The sequence below is a fragment of the Tenacibaculum sp. AWR4_210 genome, assembly GCF_056160945.1.
In genome coordinates, this window is the sequence record NZ_JBSWYF010000002.1 from 124,709 (window position 1) to 141,919 (window position 17,211).

General features: G+C 39.7%; 17 protein-coding genes. 13 read left to right on the top strand and 4 right to left on the bottom strand.

Going from position 1 to position 17,211, the window contains the following annotated elements; genetic code table 11:
• Nucleotides 1-9 precede the first annotated feature (9 nt).
• The 11 genes from ACXAG7_RS03865 to atpG all read left to right on the top strand — a co-directional run bounded on the left by ACXAG7_RS03865 (nucleotide 10) and on the right by atpG (nucleotide 9,345).
• Nucleotides 10-705: an ABC transporter ATP-binding protein gene (locus ACXAG7_RS03865; protein WP_476666024.1), complete on the top strand. Its 696-nt coding sequence runs from the start codon at nucleotides 10-12 to the stop codon at nucleotides 703-705.
• A gap of 218 nt (nucleotides 706-923) precedes the next feature.
• Nucleotides 924-3,167 (top strand): type IX secretion system periplasmic lipoprotein PorW/SprE, encoded by a 2,244-nt coding sequence (gene porW / locus ACXAG7_RS03870; protein ID WP_476666025.1) that lies wholly within the window; start codon nucleotides 924-926, stop codon nucleotides 3,165-3,167.
• A gap of 25 nt (nucleotides 3,168-3,192) precedes the next feature.
• A complete protein-coding gene (locus ACXAG7_RS03875) occupies nucleotides 3,193-3,600 on the top strand; it encodes a bactofilin family protein (protein ID WP_408041869.1) in 408 nt (135 codons plus the stop codon).
• Entirely contained in the window at nucleotides 3,569-3,799 is a 231-nt protein-coding gene (locus ACXAG7_RS03880; RefSeq protein WP_408041870.1) for an AtpZ/AtpI family protein, read from the top strand. Before ACXAG7_RS03875 ends, ACXAG7_RS03880 begins: the two co-directional genes overlap by 32 nt.
• The gene (locus tag ACXAG7_RS03885) at nucleotides 3,792-4,172 is read left to right on the top strand and encodes a DUF6168 family protein (RefSeq protein ID WP_476666026.1); all 381 of its coding nucleotides are present in this window, start codon (nucleotides 3,792-3,794) and stop codon (nucleotides 4,170-4,172) included. The genes ACXAG7_RS03880 and ACXAG7_RS03885 overlap by 8 nt, the downstream gene beginning before the upstream one ends.
• Before the next feature lie 124 nt (nucleotides 4,173-4,296).
• Nucleotides 4,297-5,415: a F0F1 ATP synthase subunit A gene (gene atpB, locus ACXAG7_RS03890; RefSeq protein ID WP_476666027.1), complete on the top strand. Its 1,119-nt coding sequence runs from the start codon at nucleotides 4,297-4,299 to the stop codon at nucleotides 5,413-5,415.
• A gap of 40 nt (nucleotides 5,416-5,455) precedes the next feature.
• Entirely contained in the window at nucleotides 5,456-5,644 is a 189-nt protein-coding gene (gene atpE, locus ACXAG7_RS03895; protein WP_476666028.1) for an ATP synthase F0 subunit C, read from the top strand.
• 93 nt (nucleotides 5,645-5,737) lie between these two features.
• Nucleotides 5,738-6,235 (top strand): F0F1 ATP synthase subunit B, encoded by a 498-nt coding sequence (locus ACXAG7_RS03900; RefSeq protein ID WP_476666029.1) that lies wholly within the window; start codon nucleotides 5,738-5,740, stop codon nucleotides 6,233-6,235.
• A 16-nt stretch (nucleotides 6,236-6,251) separates the two neighbouring features.
• Nucleotides 6,252-6,809, top strand: a complete 558-nt coding sequence (atpH, locus tag ACXAG7_RS03905) for an ATP synthase F1 subunit delta (protein ID WP_476666030.1) — start codon at nucleotides 6,252-6,254, stop codon at nucleotides 6,807-6,809.
• A 21-nt stretch (nucleotides 6,810-6,830) separates the two neighbouring features.
• Nucleotides 6,831-8,411 (top strand): F0F1 ATP synthase subunit alpha, encoded by a 1,581-nt coding sequence (gene atpA / locus ACXAG7_RS03910; RefSeq protein ID WP_408041876.1) that lies wholly within the window; start codon nucleotides 6,831-6,833, stop codon nucleotides 8,409-8,411.
• A 73-nt stretch (nucleotides 8,412-8,484) separates the two neighbouring features.
• Complete coding sequence (atpG, locus tag ACXAG7_RS03915) at nucleotides 8,485-9,345, top strand: ATP synthase F1 subunit gamma (RefSeq protein ID WP_408041877.1); 861 nt, start codon at nucleotides 8,485-8,487, stop codon at nucleotides 9,343-9,345.
• 201 nt (nucleotides 9,346-9,546) lie between these two features.
• On the opposite strand, the gene ACXAG7_RS03920 is transcribed toward atpG, so the two are convergent.
• A complete protein-coding gene (locus ACXAG7_RS03920; protein WP_476666031.1) occupies nucleotides 9,547-10,428 on the bottom strand; it encodes a hypothetical protein in 882 nt (293 codons plus the stop codon).
• Nucleotides 10,429-10,614: 186 nt separating this feature from the next.
• Between ACXAG7_RS03920 and ACXAG7_RS03925 the strand changes: the two genes are divergently transcribed.
• A complete protein-coding gene (locus ACXAG7_RS03925) occupies nucleotides 10,615-13,284 on the top strand; it encodes an Ig-like domain-containing protein (RefSeq protein ID WP_476666032.1) in 2,670 nt (889 codons plus the stop codon).
• Nucleotides 13,285-13,334: 50 nt separating this feature from the next.
• Here the strand turns inward: ACXAG7_RS03925 and ACXAG7_RS03930 are convergent, their stop codons facing one another.
• Nucleotides 13,335-15,095 carry a 1-deoxy-D-xylulose-5-phosphate synthase gene (locus ACXAG7_RS03930; protein ID WP_476666033.1) on the bottom strand — a complete coding sequence of 587 codons (1,761 nt, stop codon included), beginning with the start codon at nucleotides 15,093-15,095 and terminating at the stop codon, nucleotides 13,335-13,337.
• Nucleotides 15,096-15,160: 65 nt separating this feature from the next.
• Between ACXAG7_RS03930 and rsmI the strand changes: the two genes are divergently transcribed.
• Nucleotides 15,161-15,832, top strand: a complete 672-nt coding sequence (rsmI, locus tag ACXAG7_RS03935) for a 16S rRNA (cytidine(1402)-2'-O)-methyltransferase (protein WP_408041881.1) — start codon at nucleotides 15,161-15,163, stop codon at nucleotides 15,830-15,832.
• A gap of 9 nt (nucleotides 15,833-15,841) precedes the next feature.
• Here rsmI and ACXAG7_RS03940 read toward each other — a convergent pair whose 3' ends face one another.
• Nucleotides 15,842-16,537, bottom strand: a complete 696-nt coding sequence (locus ACXAG7_RS03940; RefSeq protein ID WP_408041882.1) for a hypothetical protein — start codon at nucleotides 16,535-16,537, stop codon at nucleotides 15,842-15,844.
• Complete coding sequence (locus ACXAG7_RS03945; protein WP_476666034.1) at nucleotides 16,534-17,208, bottom strand: hypothetical protein; 675 nt, start codon at nucleotides 17,206-17,208, stop codon at nucleotides 16,534-16,536. The genes ACXAG7_RS03940 and ACXAG7_RS03945 overlap by 4 nt, the downstream gene beginning before the upstream one ends.
• Between the last annotated feature and the right edge of the window lie 3 nt (nucleotides 17,209-17,211).

Genomic DNA, 17,211 nt, shown 5'->3' on the forward strand with positions numbered 1-17,211 from the left:
AAAGAACTTATGATTACGATACAAAATATTACAAAATCTTACGGAAGTACCAAGGTGTTAGACATCGACTCATTAACAATCCCAACAGGCCAAGCGTTTGGTTTGGTAGGAAACAACGGTGCTGGAAAGACCACCTTATTTAATTTACTGCTCGACCTTATTCGTCCGAGCTCAGGGCACATTGCAAATAATGGGATTCGAGTGAATGATAGCGAAGAGTGGAAGAAATTTACCGGTTCGTTTATCGATGAGAGTTTTTTGATTAGTTATTTAACTCCTGAGGAGTACTTTCAGTTTATAGGTGACTTGAGAGGAATGAATAAGGCAGATGTCAATAGCTTCTTGGTCCAATTTGAAGAGTTCTTTAATGGAGAAATTCTCGGCAAAAGGAAATATTTAAGAGACCTCTCTAAAGGGAATCAAAAAAAGGCCGGTATCGTTGCGGCTATGATGGGGAATCCGAAAGTGGTAATTTTGGATGAGCCCTTTGCCAATTTAGATCCAACAACTCAAATTCGCCTTAAAAATATTATCAAAAAATTGACGGAAGACAAGGAAGTAACAGTATTGGTATCGAGCCACGACTTAAGCCACGTGACTGATGTGTGTGAGCGTATTGTCGTGTTGGATAAAGGAGAACAGGTACGAGATATCCATACATCCACAGAAACTCTACAAGAGTTAGAGAGCTATTTTTCTGCATAGTGGAAGTTGTAGCTGTACTGATCTTTTAAAAGCCATGCTTTTGAGAAAACCAGTTTTCGAGAGAGAAGATCATCAAATTGTATTCGGAAGTCAATTTGGCTATTTTTTTAGGAAATAGAAAAACTCAAGAGTACATCTATAAATATAATTAGTATTTTTACGCATTTACACACAATAACTTAACTGTATAGTTGTTGTAAAGTAAATGCGTATTTTATATGAAAAAATTGTCCAAAACTTTAGCATTCAGTACGCTGATTGCATTGGCCTTGTCCTGTAGTGTCAAAAAAGACGGGTTTGTCAATAGAAATTTCCACGCTGTTACTACCAAGTACAATGTGTTATTTAATGGTGAACAAGCGTATTTAAAAGGGATTAAAGATATCGAAGATAATTACCGCGATAACTTTTGGAAACGCCTCCCTATTGAACCCATCGTCTTTGATGAGGATAAAATTATCGTACCTACTTTTAAGCCAGGAACCGGATTCGATGATGCCGATGCCGAAGATGAAGAACCAAAACAATTAACGAGTTTTGATAGAGCCGAAGAAAAAGCAGTTAAGGCAATTCAAAAACACTCGATGAATATCAGAGGTTTTGAACGCAACCGTCAAATTGACGACGCCTATTTGTTGTTGGGAAAGTCAAGGTACTACACCCAGCGTTTTATTCCGGCAATTGAAGCGTTTAACTACATCATTGCCAACTACCCGAAAGCCGATTTGATTTACGATACAAAAATTTGGAGAGCAAAAGCCAATATTCGCTTGGACAACGAAACCTTGGCTATTGAAACTCTAGATTTGTTGTTGAAGTTGGATAAGAACGAGGAAAACTTATCGGATTTACAAAGGGAGCGTGCGCATACCGCCATGGCTATGGCTTATGAGAAAACAGATACCATCCACAAAGTTATCGAACATTTAAAGTTGGCTACTAGAACGTTTAAGAACAAAGAGCAAGCGGCCAGAAATATGTTTATTCTCGGTCAAATTTACAGTGAACTAAATCACCGTGATTCTGCGAGAATGGTATTTCAAAAATTAGCCGATTACAGAAGGGCTCCTTATAAATACAGAATAAGAGCCAATGTGGAATTGGCAAAGAACACAGAACACGACTCAGCATCAGTAGTTGTCCTAGCTCGTTTAAAGAAACTGATAAAAAACAGCGATAATAGAAAGTACTTGAACGCCTTGTACTTCCAAGCGGGAGTATTGGAAAAAGGTCGTGGAAAGTTCGAGAATGCAGAAGCCTACTTTCAGAAGTCACTGAAAGCCAAAACAAATACGGACTATCAGAAAACACATGCGTATGAGCAACTGGGGAACCTAGCTTTTGAAAAGCAGCAATACGTGCTTGCGGGCTCGTATTATGACAGTGTGCTAGGTTTGACTTCGAAGAAGTTTGATCAGGAAAAGCGCATTCGTCGTTTGAGAAGAAAAAACAAAGGACTTACAACCTTGCGTAAGTTTGAAGAAACGGTACAAGAAAACGACAGTATCCTGACTTTGGTAGGGATGAGTTCAGAAGAACGAACGGAGTTTTTTGAAACCTATATTGCGAAAATAAAAAAGGAAGATGAGGAACGCAGACAGCAAATGCTGAATGCTCAGAATTTCGGAACCTCTTTTGGAGGTTTTGGTACTATCGGAGCCAGTACACGCAAAGGAAAGTGGTATTTCTATAACGATCAGAGTGTGGCCTTTGGAAAGGCAGAGTTTGAGAAAGTATGGGGAACCCGCCCTTTGGAAGACAATTGGAGAGTCTCTGATAAATCGGCTAAAAATGTTCCTGATGAGGAGGAAGTAGCAGAAGCCGAGGCAAAACCGAACCCTCGTTATATGCTGGCTACCTATTTGGAAGCGATTCCAGAAGATCCGAAAGTGGTACAGCAGTTAAAAGACGATAGAAATGAGGCCTTGTATCAATTAGGGTTGATTTATAAGGAACAATTTAAAAATCCACAACTGGCCATCGAAAAACTCGAACGCTTGCTCACCTTGCGTAAAGACAGACAAACGGAGCTGGCAGCGAGTTACCATTTGTATCAGATATACAAAGGAATTGATGATATGACAAAGGCAGACCAGTACAAAGAAGTGATTTTAACGAAGTATCCGGATACGAGGTTTGCTCAAGTGATACGCACACCGGATCAAGGGCCTCAAGAAGAGAAAAAAGTAGACGAAGCTTATAGGAGATTTAAAAATATTTACGTGATGTACAAGCTCAATAAGTTCGAAGAAACTATTGAAGAAGTAGACAAGTTTTTGCCGACCCTAAAAAATTCGAATTTAATTCCTAAATTAGCCCTGATAAAGGCGCTGGCTATAGGGAAGCACAAAGACAAAGAAACCTACAAGAAGGCCTTGGAATTTGTTTCGTTGAGTTATGCGAACACAGATGCCGGAAAAAAAGCCAAAGAAATTATCGCACAATTAAATAAAGTTAAATAACCTATTAGTATAAATTCCCCACGATATGTTCAGTAAAGAGAGTAAAAAAGGAAGCGAAAAAATAGTATCGGAAAGAAATATAATTGGAGGAAATACCAAAATTACTGGTGATATCATCTCTGAAGGTGATTTCCGTATTGACGGTACACTGGAAGGAAATATTCAAACCAACGGTCGTATTATTATTGGTCAAACAGGGCTGATTAAAGGAAAGGCCGAATGTACCAATGCCGATATTGAAGGAAAGTTTTCAGGTGATTTACAAGTTTCGAACACCTTGACGGTTAAATCGACAGCAAACATCACAGGTGATGTGGTTATCGGTAAATTGTCAGTAGAACCTGGAGCTACCTTTAACGCTACTTGTGCCATGAAAGGTGCGGTAAAAGAATTAAAAAAGAATGGACAAAAAGCCACCGAAAAGTCAGCTTAACAAATACATTCGATTTTCGGGCATAGCCCTACAAATGGGTCTCACCATTTATCTGGGAAGTCTTCTGGGTAAATGGTTAGACACAAAGTTCCCGAATGAAGGAGAACTTTACACAAAAATTTGTACACTTGCAGCAGTTTTTGGCGCAATGTACTCAGTAATTCGCCAGGTTACTAAATTATCAAATGACAATGACTAAGCGAATTTTAATCTTCATAGGAGTAATGACAGCCTTGTTTGGCTTGAGTTACGGAATCCACAGTTTTATTCTCAACGCACAAGAAGCAAGTGTGTCCTACTCTCTTTTAGGAGTGTATATATTCCATTTAATTGCCGCCATGTTTGTGTACGGTATCGTTGAACTGGTCGCGAAGTTTTTACCTGACCAAGCCGGCTACGCCTATTTAGGGTCTATCTTTATCAAAATAGGATTTTTTGTACTCATCTTTAAAGCTTCTGTCTTTTCGAATGTCGAGATGCCAATGCCGGAAAGATTGTCTTTAATCGTTCCATTATTTTTGTTTTTATTCGCTGAAGCGATTTTTATTGCAAAGCTCTTGAACAACAAATAGTTTAGACTGCTAGGGGACGAAACCCCCAAATAAAAAAACTAAATAAAAAAAGCGTTTGTAGTTTTAATTAATTGTGTACCTTTGCACGGAAATTTAGAGACCATAATTCTATATTTAGTAAGGTATGATGATAGCAAAAAAACCTATCTATTTTTTAGTGCTAATCGCGTTAGTATTTAGTTCGTTCACAGCATTTGCTGGTGGCGGAGGAACTTCAAGTAAAGGAGGACAAATCAACACTCCTGAATCTATTAAAGGATATATCAAACATCACTTAGCTGATTCTCACGATTTTTCGTTGTATTCGTATACTAACGATGCGGGAGAGCGCAAGCATGTTGGGTTTCCATTACCCGTGATCGTTTGGACGAGTAAAGGAGTGAAAACCTTTATGTCGTCAGCATTCCATCACAACGACAACGGAACTGTAATCGTTGATCAAGGAGATGTAAAGCTCGTAAAAATCCACAGTAAAATTTACGAATTGAACGAAGGTGCAACGGCGGTAGCTTTTGACGAAAGTCATCACGCAACAAACGCTCACAAAGTATTAGATTTTTCTATTACGAAGAGTGTGTTCGGAATGTTGTTCGCAGGGTTGTTATTGTTATTAGGATTTGGTTCATTAGCAAAAAGTTATAAAAAAGGAGCGATTCCTACAGGTATCGGTCGTGTATTAGAGCCATTGGTATTGTACGTGAGAGACGAAATTGCAAGACCAAACATCGGAGAAAAGCACTACCGTAAGTTTATGGGGTTCTTATTAACCGTATTCTTCTTTATCTGGGTGTTGAACTTGTTAGGGTTAACGCCGTTAGGATTTAACGTAACAGGACAAATTGCTGTGACAGTATGTTTGGCATTGTTCACGTTCTTTATCGTTCAGTTTAGCGGAAACAAGGATTACTGGAAACACATTTTCTGGATGCCAGGAGTGCCAGTACCAATGAAAATTATATTAGCACCAATTGAGGTTTTAGGAATGTTAACGAAACCATTCTCATTATTGATTCGTTTGTATGCGAACATGACTGCAGGTCACTTCGTAGTAATGAGTTTGATCGCGTTGATGATTACCTTAAAAGCACAATTTGGAGCGTTTGGGTCAACGGGAATTTCGATGTTATTAGCCTTGTTTATCTCGGTTATTGAAATTTTAGTAGCCTTCTTACAAGCCTTTATTTTTACGATGTTATCATCGTTATTTATCGGGATGGCTGTAGAAGAGCACGACCACCACTAAGTAAGAATAAGAATTTGTTTAATTATATAAATCAATTAGTATGTACAATTTAATTGGAGCAGGATTAATCGTAATTGGAGGAGGATTAGGATTAGGTATGATCGGATCAAAAGCAATGGAAGGAATTGCTCGTCAACCTGAAGCAGCTAGTAAAATCCAAACTGCGATGATCATCATCGGGGCTTTATTAGAAGGTTTAGCATTTGGTGCTTTAATCTTAGGAAGATAGTCCAAAACACACAAAAACACTTTCCTGTAACGGTTGGTTACAGGAAGTGTTTTAAAATTAAACAAGAAACTTTATAAAACAGATATACATAAAATGAGCTTATTAGAAGATTTTTCACCCGGATTGTTTTTCATGCAGATGATCATTTTACTCATCTTAATTTTCTTAATGATGAAGTTTGCCTGGAAACCTATTATGGCAGCTTTGACAGAAAGAGAAGAAGGAATTCAAAATGCCTTAGATCAAGCAGAAAACGCCCGTAAAGAAATACAAAACTTACAAGCTGATAACGATCGTTTGTTAAAAGAAGCTAGAGCAGAGAGAGATGCCATGTTGAAAGAAGCACGTGATATTAAAGAAAGCATCATCACTGAAGCGAAAGAAGAAGCTCAAGAGCAAGCTACTGTATTAATTGAAAATGCAAAAGCTACTATTAGACAAGAGCAACAAGCAGCGATCGCTGAATTAAAGAAAAAAGTAGCTGACTTATCTATCGGTATTGCAGAAACTGTAGTAAGAAAAGAGTTAGCATCTCAAGAAGAGCAAGTAAAGCTTGTTGAGGGGATGTTAGAAGAAGTTACTTTAAACTAATTAATTAGTACAACCGATGAAAGGAGCAAGACCAGCATTACGTTACGCAAAGGCAATTTTAAACTTAGCAAAAACTTCAGGAAACGACGGCGTTGTAAATGAGAATATGAAGTTGATCGCAAGTACCATTGCTGAAAGTAGCGACTTAGATGCCATGCTTAAGAGTCCTATTATCAAAACAGCCGATAAACGTAAAGTCTTAACGGCTCTTTTTGGTGACAAAGTTGACAATGTAGTAAAAGGTTTATTTAACTTGTTAGAGGAAAATAAGCGTATGATGATGCTTGAGCCTATTGCTAAGCAATACAGTGTAATTTACGATTACTACAAGAGCATGCAAGTAGCTAAAGTGACTACTGCAGTGGCGTTGAACAAAGACCTTGAAGAAAAAATTCATGCGAAAATCGTTGAATTAACAGGGAACAGCGCAACGATAGAAAACGTAGTAAATCCTGATATTTTAGGAGGATTTATCTTACGTGTTGGAGATGTGCAATACGATGCAAGTATCTCTAATCAGTTTAAAGAATTAAGAAGAGAATTTGACAATAGTCATTATATTCCAAAAATTTAATTATACATCAAACGATATAAGATGGCAGCAATTAAACCAGCTGAGGTATCAGCAATTTTAAAGGAACAATTAACGAATTTCGAAGCGAAAGCGACGTTAAACGAAGTAGGAACGGTATTACAAGTAGGTGATGGTATCGCACGTGTATACGGTTTGTCGAACGTACAATATGGTGAATTAGTTGAATTCGATAACGGATTGGAAGGTATCGTATTGAACTTAGAGGAAGATAACGCAGGGGTTGTATTATTAGGAGCTTCTACATCTGTAAGAGAAGGATCTACTGTAAAACGTACTGAAAGAATTGCCTCTTTAAAAGCAGGTGAAGGTATTGTAGGACGTGTAGTAAACACTTTAGGACAACCAATCGACGGTAAAGGTCCTATCGAAGGTGAAACTTTCGAGATGCCATTAGAGCGTAAAGCTCCTGGGGTAATCTATCGTGAACCAGTTACTGAGCCTATGCAAACTGGTATTAAGTCTGTAGATGCAATGATTCCTATCGGACGTGGTCAACGTGAGTTAATCATTGGTGACCGTCAAACTGGTAAGTCTACCGTTGCTATCGATACTATCTTAAATCAAAAAGAATTTTACGATGCGGGTGAGCCTGTATACTGTATCTATGTTGCAGTAGGACAAAAAGGATCTACCGTAGCAGCAATCGCTAATATGTTAGAAGAAAAAGGAGCTTTAGCATATACTACAATTGTTGCAGCAAACGCATCTGACCCTGCTCCAATGCAGGTATACGCACCTTTCGCAGGAGCGGCTATTGGTGAGTACTTCCGTGATACGGGTAGACCAGCATTGATTGTTTATGATGATTTATCTAAACAAGCTGTAGCTTACCGTGAGGTATCATTATTATTACGTCGTCCACCAGGACGTGAGGCGTACCCAGGAGACGTATTCTACTTACACTCAAGATTATTAGAGCGTGCTGCAAAAGTGATCAACGATGACGCTATTGCTGCTGAAATGAACGATTTACCAGAGTCTTTAAAAGGTAAAGTAAAAGGTGGAGGATCTTTAACAGCCCTACCAATTATTGAAACACAAGCTGGTGACGTTTCTGCATATATCCCAACTAACGTAATTTCGATTACTGATGGTCAGATCTTCTTAGAGTCTGATTTATTTAACTCAGGGGTTCGTCCTGCAATTAACGTAGGTATCTCGGTATCTCGTGTAGGAGGTTCTGCTCAGATTAAATCGATGAAGAAAGTATCTGGTACGTTAAAATTAGACCAAGCGCAATACCGTGAATTAGAAGCATTCGCAAAGTTTGGTTCTGACTTAGATGCAGCTACGATGAACGTAATCGAAAAAGGTAAGCGTAACGTAGAAATCTTAAAGCAAAACCAAGCGGATCCATTTACAGTAGAAGATCAGGTTGCGATTATCTATGCAGGTTCTAAGAACTTATTAAAAGACGTACCTGTAAACAAGGTAAAAGAATTCGAAAAAGATTACTTAGAGTACTTAAACGCGAAACACAGAAACGTTTTAGATACTTTAAAAGCTGGTAAATTGACTGATGAGGTAACAGATGCCTTAACAGCAGCAGCTAAAGAAATTTCAGCTAAATTTTCAGCTTAATAACCTATTTTAGTATTGAGTGTTGAGATGAAAGTTCTCAATACTCAATACTCAATACTAAAGAATTACTAGTATGGCAAACTTAAAAGAAATACGTAACAGAATTACTTCGATTGGATCAACGATGCAGATTACCTCTGCCATGAAAATGGTATCGGCTGCTAAGTTGAAAAAAGCACAAGATGCAATTACGGCTATGCGTCCGTATTCATCGAAGCTTACTGAGTTATTGCAAAGCCTTAGCGCTACCTTAGACGGTAATGTGGGAGGAGCGTACTCTGAGCAAAGAGAAGTAAATAAAGTATTAGTAGTTAGCATAACTTCAAACAGAGGTTTGTGTGGTGGTTTTAATTCATCGATCATCAAACAAACAGTAAGAACAATTGAAGATACCTATCAGGGGGTAGATGTTGACGTATTGACTATTGGTAAAAAAGGAAACGATATCTTAGGAAAAGAGTATACTATCATCGATAATAGAAACGATGTTTTTGACGACTTGACTTTCGATAACGTAGCTGTATTGGCTGAACAATTGATGGAGCTGTTTACTAACGGTACCTATGATAAGATCGAATTGATCTATAACCGTTTTAAAAACGCTGCAACTCAAATAGTGCAAGTAGAGCAATTTTTACCGATTAAACCTGTAGAAGGTGACGATACAGTAAATCTAGACTATATCTTTGAACCTTCAAAAGAAGAAATTGTATTAGAATTAATACCTAAGTCTTTAAAAACTCAGTTGTACAAAGCAATCCGTGATTCATTTGCTGCCGAACACGGGGCACGTATGACTGCAATGCACAAGGCTACGGATAATGCTAAAGAATTACGTGACGAGTTGTTGTTAACATACAACAAAGCACGTCAAGCAGCAATTACCAACGAAATCTTAGAGATTGTTGGTGGTGCAGAAGCATTAAACAATTAGAAAATTTTATAAAGTTTAAAAAAGCGAGTTCGGAAGGACTCGCTTTTTTTGTTTTATAGATTGTCATGTATAGCTAATTTCCGTAATTTTTTAAGCTCTAAGCCTTTTTTAGGCTTCTCAAGTGTTCCGCGTTAGAAAAGCTAATAGTTGCTTTTAAATGCTTTATTTATGGGGTTAAACCTGTGGGTTTTATCGAACTCATCAATGAAGCTTAAGCTTGGCGCTGTCAAGCCCTACATTTCGAAGAGGGGTTAGGTAACATGTCCAATAAACAGCAAGGGGCACAAGCCCATGAGGAAGTCTGTAAATAACGAGATACAGGTATTGATGCGTGTTAGCGGCAGTAATACCGTAGTGATAGCCCTCTAAAATTCGAGCTAAGGCTGTGATAAACCCCCAAAAACAAGCGTACCACAAACTGATTCTAGCCATTTTGGGTATAAATATTCCTATAGCAATCAGCACATCTAAAATCCCGGCAATAAACAATAAATGTTTAGCGGTTTCCTCTGTTACAGGTAGTATATTCAAAGTCATGGTAACAAAGTTTGCCGGGATAGGATAAAGTATGCCTAATGCATACATTCCATGACAGGTAAATGCCAAGGCGATGCACACTTTTAGATAGGTAATAAGATTTTTTGTGTTTGGGTATTTGACAAAGTATACAAGGGCGATTGGAATACCGAATTGTATGCTGTGTTCAAAAAACATGCTCAGGTGATAAAACTTTTCTTTGGTCAAGGCAAAGGCTAAAAATACCAAACCGACACTCCCTGTCTTTAAGATTATTTTGTTCCAGCGTTTTGTGGTTTCGGTATAGGTGATAGCGATCATAGCACAGAGCGCGAATAATACACCAATACTTCTGGTAAGTAGCTGAATGGCACGATCAGTTTCCAAATTGGTTACGTAGTCCTGCCAGGGGAGTGCTAATAGTTTCGTAATTATAGGTTCTAGTAGCTGTTGATCCCAAAAAATACTGCGATAGGGAGCATCCCAAAAAAGGTGCTGATATGCGCGTCCAGCAAAAATGAGAAAGCTACTTATTTTTAGGAACTGTAAAAGCGTTTTGTGTTGCATGCCTGATAATTTAGACCAAAATAAGAAGCTAATTTTCGAAGCTTGTTAACCTAAGTTTAGAAAAGTGTAAAAATAGTGTAATCGGGGTATTTCGTTGTTTTATTAGATCATTAACTTTTTGAATTGTCGTACCTTTTTACTGCACTAACAAGATACCTTAGTACTAAAATTTAATACCCTTTATCAATGAAAAACTTAGTCATCACATTTGTGCTTTTCGCAAGCGTTTATTGCTGGGCCAATAATGACAAATACCGCTTGATTATCACCGATAATCCTGCAACGACCATAACAATTGGTTGGAATCAAATTTCCGGAACTAGTCCGGTAGTACATTACGGAACAACCGATTTTGGTACGGTTTGGAGTAGTTATCCGAGTACAAAAGCAGTGACGCGTTCAGTGTATTACAAAGGCATGAATAACACCTTTGTAAAACTAGAAAATCTAAGCCCCAATACAAATTATTACTTTGTTATTAAAGACAGTGAGGGCCTAAGCAATCGATTTTGGTTTAAAACAGCGCCGAGTACCAATGATCGTATGTCATTTATTGCTGGTGGGGATTCCCGAAATAACCGCACGCCCCGTCGTAACGCTAATACCTTGGTGGCCAAGTTAAAGCCCACTGCTGTTTTTTTTGGAGGTGATATGACCAATGGGGATTCTAGTAGTGAATGGAAAGAGTGGTTTGACGATTGGCAAAATACGATTGCTAGTGACGGACGCATGTTTCCTATCATTCCCGCTCGCGGAAATCACGAGGATTCTAACAATAGTATTTACCATTTGTTTAATGTACCTTCAACGAGTGTCTATTACGATATTACGTTTGGAAGCAATTTATACACCGTATTTACACTGAATTCGGAGATTTCGGCCGGAGGGAATCAGTATACTTGGTTGCAGTCAAAATTAGCTACGAATAGCGCCGTGTGGAAATCTGCTCAATACCACAAGCCTATGCGACCTCACGTAGCTTCTAAATCGGAAGGAAATGACGAGTACAGTTCATGGGCAGCCTTGTTTTATGCTAAAGGAGTGAATTTGGTGTTTGAGTCAGATTCACATACGGTAAAAACCACTTGGCCGGTAAAACCTTGTTCAGGCGGTTCTGGTTGTGAGGATGGTTTTTCAAGAGCCACTACTGGAGGTACCGTATATGTAGGTGAAGGTTGTTGGGGTGCTCCACTTCGAAGTGCTAACGACGCTAAGGACTGGACTCGTGATGCGGATTCTTTTAATCAGTTCAAATGGATCTTTGTGGAAGAGTCAAAAATAGAGATACGCACCGTGAAGGTCGATAATGCAAGCCAGGTAGGAACTGTCTCGAATAGTAACCCCTTTAGCATACCCAGCAATATCGATTTGTGGAGCCCTGCAAACGGAGCGGTGATTACCCTGTTGAATAGCAATGTAAATTTGCCTGAAGTAGCTGTCACAAGTCCTAAAAATGGGGATGCATTTACCGTTAATAAGAATATTTCATTGCAAGCCTCAGCTTCTGATAGCGATGGTAGTATTCGTCGAGTTGATTTTTATGTGAACAACACAAAAGTAGGAACTGATGCTAGTGCTCCTTACAGCATAGATTGGACGCCAACAGTGAACAATCAGCGTTATGAGCTTAAAGCGATCGCTGTTGACAACGATGGAAATGCAGCAAGCTCAAATGGGATCACTATTTTCGTAGGTACAGTAAGCCAAACAATTAGCGTGGCAATTAACCGTACCAATGACGATGTAGAAGAATACCAATCGTCTGGACGTATGTATATGGATAGCTCTGATTTGGAACTCGTGTTTGATGGCTCTAGAAAGGGAAATCAACACGTAGGTCTGTTGTTCCGCAACCTCAATATTCCGAAGAATGCTACTATTTCGGATGCGTATCTTCAATTTACGACTGATGAGACGAGTTCTGGTACTACGGAGTTGAAAATTAGGATGGAGCAATCAGCACAGCCAGCAATGCTTACCGATGCTGATTACAACGTTAGTAAACGGACGTATTTGGATAGTTTTGTGACGTGGAACCCTGCTCCATGGACTCAGGTAGGGCAAGCAGGAAGTGCACAGAGAACACCTAGTTTAAAAAGTTTGGTTCAGCAAGTGGTGAGCTTGGACGATTGGAAGGCCGGGAATAATATGATGTTTTATCTTTCGGGAACTGGTGAGCGCACTGCTGAAGCGTATGATGGCAGTAGTTCCAAAGCGCCAAAATTAGTAGTGAGTTATGCTGTCGGAACCGGTGGCGGGACCCCTCCTACTTGTGAGGCGCTGAAAGTAAAAATTGTATTTGATCGTTACGCGAGTGAAACTTCTTGGAAACTCACTAATGAATCGGGAGCTACGGTTATGAGTGGTAGTGGATATACGCAGGCCAATGGCGAAAAAATAGAGGTGTCAAAATGCTTACCGCGGGGTTGTTACCGCTTTTCTATTACCGACAGTTACGGTGATGGAATATGTTGTGCTCATGGAAATGGTGTTTACGAACTTTCTTATAAAGGTAAGGTTATCCTTTCAGGGGGAAGTTTCGGGAGTGACGAGACGAAGGCTTTCTGTATGGGAGGGAGCGCGGCCAGTTTACATACGAATTCTATGTTAAGAAATGTCAACGAGCTTACCGTTTATCCTACACCAGTCCGTACCGTTTTGTATATCAATGGAGTCGATTCAACGCTTATGTGGAAGGCAAAAGTGATAGATTTGACTGGTAAAATAGTGTTACTAGCCGATTTAAAGAACAACAGCATCGATGTCTCTTCTCTAGGAGTTAAAGGCGTCTATTTTGTTCAGTTATACGACGAACAAGGTACCCATCGTTTGACGCAAAAAATCTTTAAAGAATAGTCATCAAATAAAAAGATCATACAGGGTGAGTACGCGATGCTTGCCCTGTTTTACGATTGTAATTTTTTAAGTAAGGCCTCGGCATCGATATGGCATAAGGCTCTTAATTCAGCAACGGTACCGTGATGTACGAAATTATCTGGAATTCCCATGATTTCTAGAGTCCCTCTGAATTTTAAAACGCTTGCTTGTTCTGCAATAGCACTTCCAAAACCACCAGCTATACAGCCATCTTCTAAGGTAATAATACGATCAAACTTGGTAAATACAGCTCGCAACATAGCAATATCTAGGGGTTTAACAAAGGCGAAGTGAACGTGGGCAATAGTAGCATCACCAAGTTTTGTTAAGGCCTCGGAAACTACGGTGGCCATAGTACCTGTTGAGAGTACGGCAATTTTATGACCTTCTTGTATTACTTGTGCTTTACCGAATGGAATTTCTTCGAAAGTTGCTTCCCAATGGGGTAGTGCCCCATAGCCTCTCGGATAACGGATGGCCAAAGGACCTGTCAAACCTAACTGTGCCGTATACATGATATTGCGTAGTTCTAGCTCGTCTTTAGGAGCTGCAATTTGTAAGTCGGGAATACAGCGTAAATAGGCCAAATCAAAAACTCCGTGATGGGTGGCTCCGTCTTCACCGACCAGTCCAGCCCTGTCAAGGCAAAGAATAACGGGTAGCTTTTGCAGGGCTACATCGTGAATAATCTGATCGTATGCACGTTGCAGAAATGTAGAATACACATTACAGAATGGAATGAGACCTTCCGCGGCCATCCCTGCTGCAAGAGTTACTGCGTGTTGCTCGGCAATACCCACATCAAAAGTACGTTCTGGAAAGCGCTCCATCATAAATTTCATGGAACTTCCTGTGAGCATAGCTGGCGTGATTCCTACGATTTTTTCATTATCAGCGGCCAAGCTTACCAAGGTCTTTCCGAAGACATCTTGAAACTTGGTAAAAGCATTGTACTGTTTTGGCAGGACATCACCTGAAATTTTATCGAATTTTCCCGGGGCGTGGTATTTTACTTGGTTTTCTTCTGCTTGTCGTAAGCCTTTTCCTTTCGTAGTAATGACATGCAGGAATTTCGGACCTTTAATATGCTTTAATCGCTCTAATTCACGGCATAATTCTTCAAAATTATGGCCGTCTATAGGGCCCGAATAATCAAAATTAAGAGCTTCAAATATATTGTGCTGCTCGAAATCATTTCGCGTCGATTTGATACGGGTTAAATAGTCTTTTAAGGCCCCAACTGAAGGATCAATACCAATGGCATTGTCATTGAGAATAACCAATAGGTTGGCATGGGTGTCTCCAGCGTGGTTCAGAGCTTCAAAGGCCATTCCACTGGCGATGGAAGCATCGCCAATAACTGCAATGTGTTGTTTCGAGTGCCCTTGTAATTTTGAAGCAATGGCCATTCCCAAGGCTGCGGATATAGAGGTGGATGAATGTCCAACCCCAAAGGTGTCAAACGGACTTTCGCTTCTTTTAGGGAAGCCTGAAATTCCATCTAATTGTCGATTGGTATGAAACACCTCGCGACGCCCTGTGAGAATTTTATGACCGTAAGCCTGATGCCCTACATCCCATACTAACAGGTCATTAGGGGTGTCGTACACGTAATGCAATGCAATAGTTAACTCGATCACTCCTAAACTGGCTCCTAAATGTCCTTCCTTCGTAGCGACGACATCGATAATAAAATCGCGTAATTCACGGGCGATTAAAGGGAGCTGTTCAGCCGATAACTTCCGTAAATCGGCAGGAGTATGGATAGAAGGTAGTAAGCTATTTAACATGAAACAAAGGTACAAAAAGCTAGGAACAACCCTTTCAATCAACCAAAACTTTGTAGTTTTGTATCATGAGTAAATTATACCTGGTACCTACCCCTATCGGAAACCTAGAAGATATGACTTTTAGGGCTGTTAACGTATTGAAAGAAGTGGATGTAATCTTAGCGGAGGATACGAGAACTAGCGGGAAGTTGTTAAAGCACTTTGACATTGCAACCCCTATGTTATCACATCACATGCACAACGAACACAAAACAGTGGATGCCATCGTAAAACGCATCCAGGCGGGCGAAACTTTTGCGTTGATCTCAGATGCGGGAACACCGGCTATCTCAGACCCTGGCTTTTTACTCACACGTGCCTGTGTCCAAAATGAGGTTGCTGTAGAATGCTTACCAGGGGCAACGGCCTTCGTACCAGCACTCGTGAACTCAGGACTCCCCAACGACCGCTTTGTGTTTGAAGGATTTTTACCCGTTAAAAAGGGACGACAAACGCGATTATTGCAGCTCGCAGAGGAAACCAGAACTATGATATTCTACGAGAGTCCGCACAAATTAGCCAAAACATTGAAGCAATTTGGAGAGTACTTTGGTACCGACAGACGCATTTCTGTATCCAGAGAATTGACCAAGATGTTCGAAGAGACCAAACGAGGAGACATCGCTAGTGTTGAGGCTTATTACCTAGAAAAACCTGCCAAAGGAGAGATCGTAATCATCGTGGATGGTAAAAAGTAACGAGTTGTGTTATAAGCTGTATTCAGGATACTGTTCTCGTAGTATCGCTTCACTTTTTTGAGGAATTACTCGTTGATTTATATAAGCGATAAGTATGCATAGTCCTAAAAGCCCAGCAAATACCAGTCGCCAAATCATAGAAAGATCCGTAAAAACATTCGATCTGGGAACTGCAAATTGGAGCACATTTAAAATGATTAGGGTGAACCCACTGAGTCCTTGTTGCCAAATATAGTGCTCTAACATCCATATTTTGCCCTCTTCACGTTTCTTCTTTTCTAGTTTTCTTTTTGACGTAAAGAGAAATATCAGTTCGGTGATGATGAGTGCAAAATAGCTGCCGATATAGATTTCGATTCCATAAGGTACTTCTTGTATTAGAAAACAACAGTAAAACAACACCGCTGTCAAGAGTATTTTAGGAAGGGCAAACCACTCTTTTAAAAATTGCCCCAAGAGTTTAAAATACTTTTTACTGAGTTGTTTGTGCTTGGCTTCGACAACGGGCATAAATCCAAAGATTCCAAATTTCTGAAAGGCTTTCGCCTTTGCTTGTTCAAAGCTCAAGTGAGGTTCTTGTTTCCAAATGGCCTCGATATCATTTGCGAGGTGGTCTACCAACTCCAATTGCACGTCGTAATATTCTACGTAGTGTTGTTGTGTAAAGGTGAATAGTTCTTCGATATGTGCTGCTGTTAGTTTCATGCGCTCGTTACTTTTTTATAGGAATTTAATTGACGGAGTGAGTTTTTGAATACGAGATAGCCCGTAAAGGAGCTTAATAGGTAAACGGGCATCAAACCGATCCATAAACTCAATTGCACCGTTTCTGACAATTCGGTAGCCAAATTAACCACTCCCTGCATAATTGTAAACGCTAAGCCATAGACGGCCAAACCGCTTTCCAAGTGCATGGAAGGCCCCCATTTTTTAACATAAGACTTCACCAATAAATAGAAGTAATACACTACCGGAAGGATAAAAATGATCACACTCATCCTATTGAAATAACGGAATGATAGCGTATATGCTAAAATCAGGTACAAGCCAATTCCGCTCATAAATACGACCGTGTTGGGTACGGATTTAAAAAAACTGACGAACGCTTTCCTGTGCTGGCGCTGATAGCCTTTGTATACCTCTTTGTAATGGGTAGTGATTAACGATTCAAAACAGCTGCCATTAAAATTTTCTTTCCAGCCAATTTCTTCAAAACTCTCTTGCACGGCTGCGCGAAAATTGGTACCTGCTACGAGTTTATCTTCTACGAGTACCGCAACATGGTCTAGTAATTCCAAACGCAAGTCCCAATATTTTATGCCGTCTTTTTCGAGTCGGTCAAGAATGTAGGCGAGTTGTATTTCTGTTAATTCCATAGC